A 14184-nucleotide genomic window follows, 5' to 3' on the forward strand; every position below is an offset into this window, starting at 1 on the left:
TTAGTGAATAAGCATATTGTAGCATAAAATTAATACAATGTGGTTTGCATTGTTGTTTTTAGAATTTTTGTATCAATAGTTTTGTTAAAAGATTGCATAAAAATTTCAAAAGCTAAAATGGCTTGATAAATCAGCATATTTTTGCCATCTTCTGTTTTTAGATGATGTGTTTTTGCTAGGTTTAAAAAAGGAGAATCTATTCCATAGACTAAATCAAATGCCATTTTTGCATTTTGAAAAATATCTATGAGGCGATTTTCCTCTAAGGGCAATGTGTGGCTTGTTAGTGTGCTTGGGGTTGTGTTGATGATAATATCAAAAGAGTGCTTGGGTTTGAAATCTTCAAAAGTAGAAGTTTGGATTTTAAAATCTTGGAAATTTTGCAATCTTTGCTTGGAGCGGTTAATGAGAGTAACCTCAAAACCTTTTTCTTCTAAAATAGCTACAATGGCTCTAGCAGAACCCCCCGCACCAATTACTAGGGCGGTTTTAAAATTTTCCTTTTCTATACATTGGTAGAAGCCTAGAGCATCTGTATTGTAACCATAGATTTTGTCTTCTTTAAATACGAGTGTGTTGGTAGCTCCTATTTTTTTTGCAATGCCAAAAACGCTATCACATATGCTATAAGCAACTTCTTTAAAGGGAATGGTGATATTTGCCCCATTTAGTGCATAAGAGTTTAGATGCGTGCGAAAATGCTCTTCATCATTAAAAAGTATTCTTCCATAATATGCAGGGATTTTTAAGGCTTTGAAGGCGTTGTTGTGTAAAAGTGGGGAGAGTGAATGGGAGATAGGATTCCCAATAACTGCAAATTGCATTATAAAGCCTCTAGGGATCTTTTTACTACCCAGCCATTTTTGTTGCCACCTTTAGCATCTTTGATTTTTACCCAGCTTCCTTGTTCTTCTAAGATTTCTACCATATCATCAGGAGTGAGTTTGCCTAGAATTTCGCTTTGTGTGTTAGGCTCTTGTCTAATATTGAGTGCTAGAACTCTTGAAGTGTAAAAAATCATAGAACCTTTTTGCAAAGAATTGTCTTGGTTTGTTGAACTAGTCTGTGGCATTTTAGGATTTTCTTCCAAAAAGTAGGGTTTAGTATAAGACTTTAAAACCCAGCCAAGAGTTGCATGGTTATAGTAATTTCCTATTAAAATCCAGTCCCCTTGTTGCTCTAAGATCACTGCATAGAGAGTAGGGGTTAATTTTCCCATGATTTCTGAAGTCGTGCTAGGCTCTTTTCTTATGTTGAGAGAAGGAACTTTTGAAACTACCAATTCTTGCTTTTTTGGCTCTTCTATAGGCTTGGGTAGGGTTTCTAGGAATGGTGTATCTGTTTTGGGTTTTTCTACTTCTTTTTGTATGTCGCTTATGTCTTGAGGCAGGGAGGCTTCTTTGCCTACTTGTGTGGTTTGCATAATCTCCGCTTCAGTTTTTGCTATTTTAGTATTGTCTTGATTGCTAACCACTTCAAAAATAAGATAGTAAATCCCAAAAGAAAGCACTAAAATAAATATGGGAATGGAATAAAGCTTAAAAAAACGCTCAAAAATAGAAAATAGCTTCAAAATTACTTGCCCCTGCCTTAAAAAATTCCTACATTTTATCTAAAAAACGCAAATTAATCAAATTGCTATTTTATAGTAATGCCATTATCTGTTTTTGTGAGTATGCCAAGCACATAGCCATCACTCTGTTTTAGGACTTCATCCACATCTTTTTCATCCACTACTAATACCATTCCTACACCCATATTGAATGTTCTATAAATATCATCTTGCTCCACATAATGGCTTAAAAAATCAAAAATAGGTAATTTTTGGATATTGCTTTCTTCTATGCAAGCTCCTATTCCTTGTGGCAGACAGCGAGGTAAATTTTCTATTAAGCCTCCACCAGTAATATGGGCTAGGGCTTTGATTTTATTTTCTAGTTTTTTGAAAGTTTTTACATAGATTTTAGTTGGGGTTAGTAGGGTTTCAATTAAAGGTTTGCCATTAAAATCTTGCTCTAAATTTATTTTATTTTCTTGTAGGATTTTTCTAACAAGTGAATATCCATTAGAGTGGATTCCGCTACTTGGAAGTGCAATTAAAATATCATTTGCTTTAGCGGTGCTTGTTTGTTGCACTTTTTCTTTTTCGCCTATACCCACTGCAAATCCAGCCAAATCAAAATCTTCACCCTCATACATTCCAGGCATTTCGGCACTCTCTCCACCTATTAACGCACATTCTGCTTCTTTGCAACCAAGTGTAATACCTTTGATTACTTCTAAGGCTCTATTTTTATCTAGTTTTCCAGTCGCATAATAGTCTAAAAAGAAAAGAGGTGTCGCAAAGTTGCAAATTAAATCATTCACGCACATTGCTACTAAATCAATCCCAACCCCATCAAACTTATTAAAATCAATAGCTAATCTTAGTTTTGTTCCTACTCCATCAGTAGCTGCTAAGATTACAGGTTCTTTATAACCGCTAGGAAGTGCATAAGCACCACTAAATGAACCAATGCCACCTAAAACATTTGCATTAAAAGTGGATTTTACAAGACTTTTTAAGTCATCTACGAGTGCATTGCCCTCTTGAATATCAACTCCAGAATCTTTATAACTAAATTTTTTCATTCTTTAATCCAAAAAATAAGTAAATTTCTACGCAATGATACAAAAAAGCAGCTAAATTTTTAATAATTTAATACAAGCCTTTGAGGATAAAATTTATTTTTAAAAACTTTCTAGCTATAATCTAAACTAAAAAGATAATCTAGGAGAATAAATGAATACTCTTGAATTTAAAGAAGCGGTGAATAACATTCAGAATAAAAGCGACTATAGAGAACCAATAGGTTTTGGGATTTGCTATGCAGATGTAGGGATTTTAAGCAATAAAGTGCTTCAGGCTACTTATCCTGTATTAAATTGGAAAGAAAATTTTGGCTCTTATGCTATTTTTTGGGATTTAAGAAATGAATGTGAGATTTTAAATGATGAGAGCAGTGAGCTTGTTTTTGGTATCACAGAAGAATTTGTAATTAAAGCACTAGAGTATTTTGCTCCTTATATTGCACAAACTTTAGAAAACCCTAATGCACACAAAAATGTTGCAGTTCTTTTGGAGCTTCAAAGAGCTTTGCAAGAAGATAGAATTTATACAGAAAATGGAGATTTTCGCTACCGTTTTTGTGCTATTTATGAAGATACACAAGCAAAAAGTGTAGAGAGTGCTTATATGAAGCTTCTTGCACTCTCTTTAGGTAAAGCACCTTTAAGAAGTTTGTGTTTAGATGGAATTTTTGGACTTTTAAGCAATGTGGCTTGGAGTGGAAATGTGCCTTATGAGCTTGAGTGGCTAAGAGAAAATGAAATTGCCCTTAAAATGCGAGGGGAATTCCCTGCTATTGATTTTGTGGATAAATTCCCACGCTATTTAATGCAAGTAATCCCACAATATGATAATATCCGCCTACTTGATAGTGCTAAAACTCGCTTTGGTGCATATCTTGGTAGTGGTGGTTATACACAAATGCCTGGAGCTAGTTATGTGAATTTTAATGCAGGTGCTATGGGTGCTTGTATGAATGAAGGTAGAATTTCATCTAGCGTTATTGTAGGTGAGGGAAGTGATGTAGGCGGAGGTGCTAGCATTTTAGGAGTATTAAGCGGTGGAAATAATGATCCTATTAGCATTGGCAAAAATTGTCTTTTAGGTGTTAATAGCTCTACTGGAATTAGCTTAGGAGATGGTTGTATTGTAGATGGTGGAATTGCTGTTTTGGCAGGAACTGTATTTAAGATTTCACAAGAAGAAGCACAAAAATTAGCAGAAATTAATCCAGATTTTAGCGTTAATGAAAGTGGGCTTTATAAAGGCAAAGAGCTTTCAGGAAAAAATGGCGTGCATTTTAGACAAGATTCTAAAAGTGGAGCAATGATAGCATTCCGCTCTAATCGCAAAATTGAATTAAATTCTGCACTTCACTAAGTTTTACCACTTTTAAAGTGGTAAATGTAAATCCCATAAGTTTGCTTATAAATTACATAATTTTAAGTCTAATAGACGCATAATTTCACATTTATTTTTTTAATATATTTTGGGAGTAAAAAATGTTGGTTTTTACTAAAAGAAAAGAATTGCAAGATTTTATTAAAGATTATAAAGTAAAAAATCCTACAAACTTAATAGGGCTAGTTCCGACAATGGGAGCTTTACATAATGGGCATTTGTCTTTAATAGAAGCTTGTATAAAAGAGTGTAATTTAAGCATAGTGTCTATTTTTGTTAATCCTACGCAATTTGGTGCTAATGAGGATTTTAGCAAATACCCAAGAAAAGAAGAAGCAGATTTAAATGTGTGTCAAAAAGCGGGTGTAGATATTGTTTTTATGCCAAAGATTGAAGAAGTCTATCCCCTAAAAGAAGAATTTCAAACCACTTTTAATGCGCCGCAATCTATGGTAAATGTATTGGAAGGTAAGGTGCGTCCAGGGCATTTTAATGGGGTGTTACAAGTGGTTAGCAAGTTGTTTTTTTTAACCCAAGCTAATAAAGCTTTTTTTGGTAAAAAGGATGCACAGCAACTTTTGATTATTCAAAAAATGGTGGAAGATTTGTTTTTGCCTATAGAGATTGTTCCTTGTCCGATTGTGAGAAGCAATGAGGGCTTAGCGCTTAGTTCAAGAAATGTCTATTTAAGTGATGAGGGGAGAAAAGAAGCTTTAAAAATTTCAAATTCTTTAAATGTAGCAATGCGTCTTATTATGCAAGGAGAGATAGAATCTGAAAAAATCATTGAGGCAGGCTTAAAAGCATTAGAAGGTTTAGAAGTGGAATATTTTGTGATTGTGGATAGAAGTTTGCAAAATCAAGCAAAAATCCAAAAAGATTCTACTCTTATTTTGGTTGTAGCTAGGGTTGAAGGTGTTAGGTTGCTAGATAACCTTTGGATTTAGACAATTTAGGATTTAGATAGATTGTGATAAAATATTTTAATTTAGTTAATTGGAGTTAAATATGGAAGAGATGATTGTAACGCGTTTTGCCCCTTCTCCTACGGGATATTTGCATATTGGTGGATTAAGAACAGCACTTTTTAACTATCTTTATGCAAGAAAAAATAAGGGAAAATTTCTTTTAAGAATTGAAGATACAGATTTAGCAAGAAATTCTACAGATGCTAAAGAAGCTATTATAGAGGCTTTTGATTGGGTAGGAATGGATTATGATGGGGAGGTTGTGTATCAAAGTCAGAGATTTCCACTCTATCAAGAATATGTAAAAAAACTTTTAGATGAGGGTAAGGCGTATTATTGCTATATGAGTAAAGAGGAGTTAGATGCTTTGCGTGAAGAGCAAAGGCAAAGAGGGGAAACTCCAAAATACGACAACCGCTACCGCGATTTTAAAGGAACACCTCCTAGTAATATTGCACCCGTTGTTAGGATTAAAGCACCTCTTAGTGGAGAGATTAAATTTAAAGATGGCATTAAAGGTGAGATGAATATCCAAGCAAAAGAGTTGGACGATTTTATTATTGCAAGAAGTGATGGGACGCCTACTTATAATTTCGTAGTGGCAATTGATGATGCTTTAATGGGTGTAACAGATATTATTAGAGGTGATGATCATCTAAGCAATACTCCAAAACAAATTATTATTTATGAAGCATTGGGATTTAAAATACCGCGATTTTTCCATGTGCCTATGATACTTAATCCAGAGGGGCATAAGCTTAGCAAAAGAGATGGCGCAATGAGTGTAATGGAATATAAAGAAATGGGTTATTTGCCCCATGCGCTTTTGAATTTTTTAGTAAGGCTTGGTTTTAGCCATAAAGATCAAGAGATTTTTAGCAAAGAAGAAATGTTAGAGTTATTTAATCCTTATACACTCAATACTTCGCCTTCTGCATATAATCAAGAAAAATTGCTTTGGTTAAACCACCATTATCTTAATCTTTTAAGCGATGAAGAGCTTAGTAATTTATTGCCTTTATATGGAGCAAAAATCCCCCAAGAAAATGCACAAAAAATTCTATATCCAGAGATTAAAGAGCGTTCTAAAACCTTGCAAGAATTTGCAAATCTTGTAAATGAGTGTGTAAATGAAGTGCAAGATTTTGATGTAAAAATGAAAAGCAAAGTAAATACTCAAGAAAATATCCATCTTTTAGAAGAATTTATGGTGTATTTGAAAGCTTTAAAAACCCCTATTGAAAGTGTGGAGAATGCAGAGAATGAAATCGCAACTTTTGCAGACTTTCAAGGTATTAAAGCAAAAAATCTCTTTATGCCTTTGCGTTATGCACTTTTGGGTAAAAGTGGTGGCGTAGGGATAGCACCCCTTTTAGCAGCTCTTAGCAAAGAAGAAGTGATTAAAAGGGTAGAGAAAGCTTTACAAAGTCTTGCTTAATTGCAAACTTTTTTAAGAGCTTTGCGTAGCTCTTTAACCTTCCTTTTTGGAATAAGCACTTTCCATTCAGGATGAGAAAGCTCTTTGGGATTGTTTTCTAAATTTAGAGAAATAGAAATAATATTTTTCTTTTTGCCTTTATGGGTTGGCATTTCCAATCTTGCCACCACAATATTTCCTCCCTCTATATATTTACTTTCTAGCGGAATGGTATAAGCTAACTTTTTAATTTTTTGTTTCATAAAACCCCCTTTAGTAGTTTATTAGATGTTACTAGAACATTGCTTATAGTATTTTAAAATATAAATATTTTGTATATTTTGAATTATAAAGAAAAAATATAAAGCTTAAACAGATAAATAATACCAGCCTCTATTGCAAACAAGAAGGAAGTTATTATGAGCCATTTGGGTGCATAAAGAATATTAAAAAACTCTTTCCAACCAAAAAAATGCAAAGTGAGAAAAAAGACAACAAATCCGCTAATGCTTCCTGCAAGAGCCAAACCAACTGCACCAAGAGATTGCATAAGAATTAGAGAGAAAATCGTCCCTACAGCCAAAGAAAAAGCGGAGATTTTAGCTGCAAGAGCTTGTTTGTGTAGAGAATAAAGCCATAAAGAGAAAATTTTAGCAAGTCCAAAAGGTAAAAGTCCTATCATGTAAGCACTAAAGACATTAGCGGTAATGTAAGTATTTTCGCGTGTAAATTTTCCACTCTCATATAAAAGCCAAATGATTTCATTTTGTAGCATTATTCCGCCAATTACACAGCCACCAAGCAATACATACAATAGCCAAAAGGAACGCTTTAGCTCTTTTAGAGCCAAATCTTCTTGATGGTTTTTTATGTATTTTGCAACAAGTGGAAAAAGTGCTGTAGAGGTAGCTATTGCAAAAATAGCTAAAGGTAATTGAAAAATACGGTTAGCATAGTATAAATAAGAGATGGCAGCTCCACCTACAAAGGTAGCTAATAATGTGTCAATGAGTGAGGCAAGTTGTGCTGTGGAGCTTCCAATCATTGCGGGGATAAATTGTTTTTTAAAAGAAGATAAAGATTGATTAATAGAATCCTTTTTGCTCTTTAATTCTTTAAAGCCTGCATAAAAAAGTTTGAAAAAGCCTAATTTTTTAAGCGGATAAAAATGCAATAAGATTTGTGCAATACCCCCTGCTAATACTCCATAACTTAGGATTAATACAGCTTCATAACTCTCACTATCTTTAGCAAGAAGTAAAGCAACAATCATAGCTAAGTTCAAAAGTGCAGGAGAGTAAGCCCAAGCACTAAAACTGCGTTTGTATTGCAAAATGGCTCCCAAAAATGTTGCGATAAATACAAGCAATAAATACCAAAAATTGATAGCCACTAAAGGGGCAGCTAGAGCAATTAATTTATCCTCAAAGCCCCAAGCTAGAATTTTTGTAACTTGTGGGCTAAAAATACACACCAAAATACTTAATAAGAGTAAAATGGCACAAAAATACAGCAAGATTTTTAGTGCAAAACCTCCTTTGTAGCGTGCATGGATAAAACTAGGTAAAAAAGATTGGTTGAATGCTCCTTCTCCAAAAATCCTCCTAAAAAGATTGGGTAATTTAAACGCAACAAAGAAAATATCGCTAAAAATTCCAGCACCAAGGATATTTGCGGTAAGTAAATCGCGTAAAAAACCTAGGATTCTTGAAGTGAGAATTCCGCTACCATTTGTTAAGAAAGCCTTAAAAAACATAGAATTATCCTTACATTAAATTATACTTGTAGTAAGTTTTGGTAAAATTATATATCTTATTTTTGCATAAAAGGTTTTAGAATATGTTAAAAGAGAATGGAGGAATTTTAATCCACTCTAGCTATGTCAATGAGTGTGAAGATATTAAGGTAACATTAAAGCAGGTTGCTTCTCAATATAAGATTGATATGGATTTGTTAGATTTTGATTTGCAATCCATTCTTACATATACTAAAAAAGTTTATGATTATGAGTTTTCTTCGCTAAATCCAGCACAAGCAGAAGTTTTCTTAAGCAGGAGAGATAATCTTGTAGAACCTAATTTAATCATTAAGCAATGTTATGGAATTGTTATTAGAAAAAAGGAGAAGAGGGAACATCGCTTTTTTTTAAAGACAGATAAAGAATATTCTTATTCTACTTTGTATTTTCAAATAGGTTTTGTTTATAATGAAGAGAGCTTTGATGAGCTTTATTCTCAAATCAAAAAGCAAAAAGCATGGAATAAAATTTTAATCTATAATGAAGTAGAAGAGAAAAAAGCTTTAAAAGCCTTTTTAAAAGAGCTTAATTACCCTTTAAAAGAAGAAGTGGCGTATAGGCTTAATGTGGCTATTAATTTTATCCCCACAAAAGAAGCAAAACTAGAGTTTAAAAAGCAAATTTTAATGCACCATTTCCAAACTATTTTGCCTAATGAAGTGATTTGTGTTTTTCATAAGCCTATGATAGGAAAACCAGGGAGAAATATTAGGGGAGAGTATATTATTCCACAAGAACCTAAAAGTATTAATGAAGTGAGTTCTTTACAGTATGATAAACAATCTGTTTTTGCAAAAGAGAGCGAATTACTTATTGAATATGTAGCAAGTAAGGGCGGAATTTTGCATTATGAAGATGAGTATTTGCTGATCCAAGATACATTAGAAACGCGTGAGATTAGTGCAAAAACAACAGGATCGCTAATTGGTCAAATCAATAGTGGAACTACTATTAATGTAACAGAAAGCGATCAGTTAAAAGAAGCCATAGGGAGAGGTATGAAGATACAAGCCTCTTGTGTGAATATTGAAGGAAATGTCGGGGCAGATGCTATTATCCACGCAAAAGAAGTAAATGTTGGCGGACAAACCCATCAAGATTCTAAAATCTATGCGGATACGATTTCTATCCAAAACCACAAAGGCTATGCTAAAGGCAAAAATATTAGGATAGATACTTTAGAGACAGGCATTATTGAAGGAAATAGGGTGGAAGTGAATAAAATGTATGGGGGCAAAATCTATGCAGATGAAATTATTGTGCATTATTTGCATTCTCATGCAATTTTTTGTGCGACTTACAAGATAGTGGTGCATTCTATGGATAAAGGAGAGAATAAATTTTTTATCAGTGCTAATTACAGCCCAGATGCTAAAGAAAATTATAATACTCTTTTGGAGACTAAAAATAAAAGCATTAAAGAGGCTATAAGGCTAACTAAAGAATTAAAAGTCCAAAGTCTAGAAGCTAGAAAACAAAAAAGTATTGCAGATGAAAATAGAAAAATTCTCATTCATTATAAAAATACAAAAACCATTCCTCCAAAATATTTGCTAGATAATTTTGAAGCCTACCATAAGCTTATTACTTCTTTAAAAGAAAAACGCCAAAAAATTAACGCACTTAGTGTGGCTTTTAAGGAAGCTAAAGATAAACTTGCAAAGCTAGATTTGCAAACTAAAGAAGCCACCATAGAAGTGCAAAGTGGTTGGGTGGGTTATAATGAAGTGCGTTATGTTTTGCACTCTCCCAAGCTTGAATTAAGTATAATACCTAAATTTGGCGATGGGACGAAAATAGTTTTTAATAAAAAAGAAGATAAATTAGAAATGATAGAGGAATAAAATGATTATAGGATTAGAAGGCGAAATAGTTTTTAAAGAGCCAACAAGATTAGGCATTAAATGTGCTGGCGTGGTTTATGAAGTGTTTGTATCCTTGCAAACTAGCCAAAACTTAAGCCAAAAAGTAGGAGAAAATGCAAATTTATTAATTACGCATATTATCCGTGAAGATGCATGGCAACTTTTTGGATTTTTGGATAATATAGAAAGACAGCTTTTTGTGCGTCTTATTAAAATTAATGGTGTAGGGCCAAAGGTGGCTATGGCAATTCTCTCTACTTATAGTCCGCAAACTTTCGCACAAGTTATAGAAAACAACGATATAAAATCTATGCAAAGGGTTCCAGGGATTGGCCCTAAAAGTGCAGGGAGAATTTTGGTAGAAATTTCAGGTTGGTCACTAGAGCTTACACAAGATTCTAAAACTGTTAAAGAAGATTCTAACCTTCATCAAGTAGTTTTAGCACTAGAGTCTTTAGGTTATAAAAATGATGTGATACAAAAAGCCATTAAGGGCATAGAGAGTGATGAGGTGGGTGCTATGGTAAGGGCTGCACTTAAAAAAATACAAACTTTATAATTTATAGGAAGAATATGGACAAAAAACTGCATTTAATTTCTTTGGGTTGCACAAAAAATCTTGTGGATAGCGAAGTAATGCTAGGAAGATTAAAAGATTATGAGAATACACAAAATTTGGAAGAAGCAGATGTAATTATTATCAATACTTGTGGTTTTATTGAGGCTGCCAAGCAAGAAAGCGTGCAAGAAATTTTAAAAGCATTAGAGAATAAGAGAAAGGATTCTATTTTAGTAGCAAGTGGGTGTTTAAGTGAGCGTTATGCTAAAGAATTAAGAGAAGAAATTCCAGAAATTGATATTATCACAGGTGTTGGAGATTATGATAAGATTGATTTAATGTTAGAAGAGCGCAAAAGAAGTGGAAAGACAATAGATGCAGGAGTGCATAAGGGTGTCTTTTTAGCCACAGAAGAGAATAAAAGAATAATCAGTGGTTCTAGCATTCATGCTTACATTAAGCTATCAGAAGGTTGTAACCAAAAATGTAGCTTCTGTGCTATTCCATCTTTTAAGGGTAAATTGCATTCACGCACTTTGGAATCTAGTCTAAAAGAGTTAAAAAATTTAGTTAAAGAGGGGTTTAGAGATTTTAGCTTCATCTCTCAAGATACAAGTTCTTATATGATGGATTTAGGTATAAAAGATGGACTTGTTAGGCTTATTGAAGAGATTGATAAGCTTTATTATGAAGGATTGGAGATAAGAAGTGCTAGGATTTTATATCTTTATCCTTCAACCACTTCTAAAGAGTTGATAGAAGCTATTATTAATTCTCCTGTATTTGTTAATTATTTTGATATGCCACTCCAGCATGCTTCTAGTAAAGTTTTAAAGGCAATGAATAGAAGCACAAAGTATAAAGAACTTTTAAAACAAATGCAAAAAGCTCCTAATGCTTTTTTAAGAACGAGTTTTATTATAGGGCATCCAGGCGAGGAAGAAGAAGATTTTCAAGAGCTTTGTGATTTTATAGAAGAATACCGTTTTGATAGAATGAATCTCTTTGCATTTTCAAGTGAGGAGGGGACAAAAAGTGCAAGCATGGAGCAGATTGAACCTAAGCTTATAAAAGCAAGATTAAAAAAGATTGACACAATTTTTAGCAAACAATATAAAGAGGGGTTAAAAAATCTTCTACATCAAGAAATAGATGTGATTATTGAAGGAAAATCACAAGAACATGAATTTTTCTTTAGTGCAAGAGATATTCGCTTTGCTCCACAGATTGATGGAGAAATACTGATTAATGATAAGGAGATTGATGAAGAGTTGCAGACAGGTTATTATAGAGTGAAAATCACTCAAATTGCAGGAGAAAATCCTGTGGGTTGTGTGATTGGAAAATTATAATTTTCCCTTAGAGCATTTGCAACTTCTAAGGGGAGAAAAAAATCTTCTTGCTCTCTCTTGTGGAGTGGATTCTACTGCACTTTATTATCTTTTAAAAGAAGCAAAAATTAGTTTTGATATAGCCATTGTAGATTATAAAATAAGAAAACAATCAAGCCTAGAAATTTCTCGTGCTAGGCAATTAGCCTTTTTTGATAATAAAAAATGTTTTGTTTATGAAGCACCAAAAATAGAACAAAATTTTGAAGCAAATGCTAGAAAAATGCGTTATGATTTTTTTAATACGCTTATTAGAGAATATGGGTATAAAAACCTCATTTTAGCACACCAATTAGATGATTTATTAGAATGGTTTATGATGCAGTTTGCTAAAGGAACAGATGTTTTAAACACACTTATTCCAAGTTTAACTAAAAGAAATTATCAAGATAAAAATTATTATATTGTGCGTCCTTTGCTTTATATAAAAAAATCTAATCTTATAAAATACTTAGAAAAAAATACAAGTTTTTATTTTGAAGATTTCAGCAATAATTATTTGTTTTACAAAAGAAACTATTTTAGAAAGAATTTTACTCAAAAATTTTTAGAAGAGTTTCATAGCGGTATTTCCTTTAGTTTAAGGCTTTTGGCTAAGAATAGGGCAGAAGAAGAACTAGAAAACTTGGGTGGATATTTTTGTTTTGAGAGTGGCAAAAATGATTTGATTTTATTGGATAAAGCTAGTAAAAATCTGGATTATTTACTTTCAAAAAGACAAAAATTTCAGTTACAAAACTTATTAAAAAAGGAAGAATTTTCTTGTGTTTTTGGTGATAAAATTGTGATAGAAAAAAGCAATAATAAGCTTTATGTATTCCCTAATTTAAGGGATAAAATCATTCTTTCAAAAAATGAAAAAGAATTTTTTAGAAAAGCCAAGATACCTAAGAGATTTAGGGTATTTCATAGGGTTTTGAAGCTACCTTTAACTTAAATAAAATAAACCATATTAAAAATATATTTAAGTTTATGTTAATAAAATTTTAATTTCTCTTTTTATAAAATACAGAATTCACTTTACAGGCTACAGTATTGCATTGTTTTGCAATATTTAATTATATTGTATTGCTATTTGCAATAAATTTCTATGTTTTAATTGGGTTAATTTAATGTAAATACAACAAGGAAGGAGAAAGTATGAAGCAAAAAACTCAAGAAAAATTTGTAGGTATGTCATTAAAACTAATGCTATGGCTGGGTTCGTTAATTACCCTTATTTTGATAGTGATTAGTATGGTTGGTTTTTGAATCCAAAACTAATACTTATGGAATGCTCCAAGAACTTCAAAGAAAAGCTATGGTGGATGTAGCACAAACTTTTAAAAGCTATGAAATGGGCAAGGGGCAAACTATTAAAGTTTTGGCCGAAGAAATTGCAAAAAAGCCTAATATTACAGAAGAAGAATTGATGTTTTTAGTAGAAGCATTTGCAAAAGCAGATGACTTTGAACTTGTTTATGTAGGACTTGAAGATAGTGGTTTGAATTACCAATCTGATGGCGAAATTTTGGGTATGGCACAAAACTACGATACAAGAAATCGCCCTTGGTATAAAGAAGCGAAGGCAGCTCAAGATTTTATTATTACAGAGCCCTATAAATCTGCAAGCAGTGGAAATGTAGGAGTAACTTATGCAATGCCAATTATTAGAAATGGTCAATTTATAGGTGTTGTAGGTGGGGATTATGATTTGGCTAGATTTTCTAGAGATGTTTTAGCACTAGGACATACAGATAATTCTTATGTGGGCGTTTATTCTCCAGATGGCACTATCTTGTTGCATGAAGATATTAAAAGAATTCTTAGTAAAAATGCTCTAAGTCAGGGTATTGCAGCAACTTTGAAAGAAAAACCAGAATTATTAAATGAAGATAGTATTGATACAATTTTTTATGTCAAAGATGAACAAAACACATCTTATGCCATTATGTGTGATAAATTGAATGCAAATTTTAGGGTTTGTTCTATTACAAAAGAAAGTGTTTTCACAGAAGCGGTAAATGATGTTTTGATGCTGCAGGCAATCGGAGGGATTATTGCTGTGATTGCTTCTCTTGTGCTTATTAAGATTGTCATTACAATTGCTTTAAAACCCCTCTCCTCTATCCAAAATGGCTTATCAGGTTTCTTCTCCTACCTAAACCATGAAAGCAAAAATGCTCCTAAGCCTATTA

General features: G+C 32.7%; 13 protein-coding genes. 8 read left to right on the top strand and 5 right to left on the bottom strand.

What is annotated here, in order from left to right; all coding sequences use genetic code 11:
* Nucleotides 1-29: 29 nt before the first annotated feature.
* The 3 genes from B6S12_RS08270 to purM all read right to left on the bottom strand — a co-directional run bounded on the left by B6S12_RS08270 (nt 30) and on the right by purM (nt 2631).
* Nucleotides 30-824: a shikimate dehydrogenase gene (locus B6S12_RS08270; protein WP_111230327.1), complete on the bottom strand. Its 795-nt coding sequence runs from the start codon at nt 822-824 to the stop codon at nt 30-32.
* Nucleotides 824-1573, bottom strand: coding sequence for an SH3 domain-containing protein (locus B6S12_RS08275; RefSeq protein WP_111230328.1), 750 nt, complete (start codon nt 1571-1573; stop codon nt 824-826). The genes B6S12_RS08270 and B6S12_RS08275 overlap by 1 nt, the downstream gene beginning before the upstream one ends.
* A 65-nt stretch (nt 1574-1638) precedes the next feature.
* Complete coding sequence (purM, locus tag B6S12_RS08280; protein ID WP_111230329.1) at nt 1639-2631, bottom strand: phosphoribosylformylglycinamidine cyclo-ligase; 993 nt, start codon at nt 2629-2631, stop codon at nt 1639-1641.
* 151 nt (nt 2632-2782) lie between these two features.
* Here purM and B6S12_RS08285 point away from each other — a divergent pair, with 151 nt between their 5' ends.
* From B6S12_RS08285 to gltX, 3 genes are all read left to right on the top strand, one after another.
* Nucleotides 2783-3988, top strand: coding sequence for a 2,3,4,5-tetrahydropyridine-2,6-carboxylate N-succinyltransferase (locus tag B6S12_RS08285; protein ID WP_111230330.1), 1206 nt, complete (start codon nt 2783-2785; stop codon nt 3986-3988).
* A gap of 122 nt (nt 3989-4110) precedes the next feature.
* Entirely contained in the window at nt 4111-4956 is an 846-nt protein-coding gene (gene panC / locus B6S12_RS08290; RefSeq protein WP_111230331.1) for a pantoate--beta-alanine ligase, read from the top strand.
* Between the two features lie 70 nt (nt 4957-5026).
* Nucleotides 5027-6415 carry a glutamate--tRNA ligase gene (gltX, locus tag B6S12_RS08295; RefSeq protein WP_111230339.1) on the top strand — a complete coding sequence of 463 codons (1389 nt, stop codon included), beginning with the start codon at nt 5027-5029 and terminating at the stop codon, nt 6413-6415.
* On the opposite strand, the gene B6S12_RS08300 is transcribed toward gltX, so the two are convergent.
* Both B6S12_RS08300 and murJ read right to left on the bottom strand, forming a co-directional pair.
* The gene (locus tag B6S12_RS08300; RefSeq protein ID WP_111230332.1) at nt 6412-6657 is read right to left on the bottom strand and encodes a hypothetical protein; all 246 of its coding nucleotides are present in this window, start codon (nt 6655-6657) and stop codon (nt 6412-6414) included. The two genes, gltX and B6S12_RS08300, sit on opposite strands and share 4 nt — an antisense overlap.
* Before the next feature lie 83 nt (nt 6658-6740).
* The gene (gene murJ / locus B6S12_RS08305) at nt 6741-8150 is read right to left on the bottom strand and encodes a murein biosynthesis integral membrane protein MurJ (RefSeq protein WP_111230333.1); all 1410 of its coding nucleotides are present in this window, start codon (nt 8148-8150) and stop codon (nt 6741-6743) included.
* Nucleotides 8151-8233: 83 nt separating this feature from the next.
* On the opposite strand from murJ, the gene B6S12_RS08310 reads away from it, so the two are divergent.
* The 5 genes from B6S12_RS08310 to B6S12_RS08330 form a co-directional block, all read left to right on the top strand.
* Entirely contained in the window at nt 8234-10036 is a 1803-nt protein-coding gene (locus B6S12_RS08310) for a flagellar assembly protein A (RefSeq protein WP_111230334.1), read from the top strand.
* A 1-nt stretch (nt 10037) separates the two neighbouring features.
* The gene (ruvA, locus tag B6S12_RS08315) at nt 10038-10616 is read left to right on the top strand and encodes a Holliday junction branch migration protein RuvA (protein ID WP_111230335.1); all 579 of its coding nucleotides are present in this window, start codon (nt 10038-10040) and stop codon (nt 10614-10616) included.
* Between the two features lie 14 nt (nt 10617-10630).
* Nucleotides 10631-11968, top strand: coding sequence for a 30S ribosomal protein S12 methylthiotransferase RimO (gene rimO, locus B6S12_RS08320; protein WP_111230336.1), 1338 nt, complete (start codon nt 10631-10633; stop codon nt 11966-11968).
* Complete coding sequence (tilS, locus tag B6S12_RS08325; RefSeq protein ID WP_111230337.1) at nt 11955-12944, top strand: tRNA lysidine(34) synthetase TilS; 990 nt, start codon at nt 11955-11957, stop codon at nt 12942-12944. Before rimO ends, tilS begins: the two co-directional genes overlap by 14 nt.
* Before the next feature lie 303 nt (nt 12945-13247).
* The coding region (locus B6S12_RS08330; RefSeq protein ID WP_220083647.1) for a cache domain-containing protein at nt 13248-14184 on the top strand (937 nt) is incomplete at its 3' end.

Source organism: Helicobacter valdiviensis, assembly GCF_003245365.1.
Lineage (GTDB): Bacteria > Campylobacterota > Campylobacteria > Campylobacterales > Helicobacteraceae > Helicobacter_D > Helicobacter_D valdiviensis.